This is a genomic window from Oleiphilus sp. HI0086, from assembly GCF_001635225.1.
Map to the genome: position 1 here is coordinate 1 of NZ_LWFZ01000039.1, position 1,118 is coordinate 1,118.

Annotated in this window: 1 protein-coding gene; it reads right to left on the reverse strand. The window is 44.7% G+C overall.

Annotated features, from left to right (window positions below; translation table 11 throughout):
* The coding region (locus tag A3756_RS00740; protein ID WP_197481075.1) for a BatD family protein at positions 1 to 1,118 on the reverse strand (1,118 nt) is incomplete at both ends.

Genomic DNA, 1,118 nt, shown 5'->3' on the forward strand with positions numbered 1-1,118 from the left:
TTACAGCGCCCGGTTTGATGATGATTGTTCGCTCCGGGAGTGTAGCAATACGCTCAACATCGTTGACTGTATCCCACCAAGGTATGCGTATTTCCGGTAGCGTAATTTCGCCTTGTTTGATGGCAATATATGTTGTTGCGTCCTTTCGTATGGCATATGAGCCGCCTTCGTGAGCTTGTGATTCAACAGACGGTTTATCGGGGTATGACTTAACCCGTTCATTTGATACCGCGGGTATTGGGGGAAGGGCTGACCCAAGTAAACCTAAAGCAGAGGTGGTGATTTCATGCGTAAATGCATCACCGATTGATAGTTCGAGCTGCTCATCTTGCCATTTTTCACTTAAATGCAGGCTCTTTGCTGGTAACCAGTGTTGACCAGTAAAATTGGGGTTCGGCTGTGCTATATTCACTTGAACAGCATCCGATATTTCCGAGACACGTATGCGTCTACGTTGATAGCTGTCGATAAGCACACCGTTGAAGGCTAAACCATCGATATAGAGAGCACCACTTTTTTGAGGATAGATTAGGTACTTTCGTTCAATGACCTCATAGCGTTGGTTATAAGCCATACGATAGTATTTATTTTCCTCGCCAAAAGGTTCAATGATGGCATTGCTTGTGGCGGGCTCACTTAAATTTCCGCTACTAAGCCTTCCTAAGGAAAATAAGCGAACGGTATATTGGATTTGTTCCTGAACGTAAACATCTGATTTGTCTGTTTCAACTTCAATAAAAACAGGGGGAGGGTTGTCCGCGTCGATGGGTGCTTTACCCTCCACAACCTCTATAACAATAGCTTCAGATTTGGCTCCTTGTAGTATTGCCTGAGGAATAGTTAGTGTACCGGCCTGCTTTGGGCTAAGCGTATAGTTCCATGTAACTTCGGTTGTTGTATCGCCATTAATGGAGCGCATACTATAATTCTGCTGGCGATCAAGGATCTCAAAGCTATCTTCAAGCCCTTTAATTGTTGGCGCTTCAATCTGGTTTCGCCCAAAGCTCATTAAGCCGCCCAGGCTAAAGTCGATATCCACATTCCCCTGAAGCTTAAGGTTGAAGCTCTCATTGAGATATACTTTATTCCTGTCAACACTGGCACTAAGGGATGTGTTG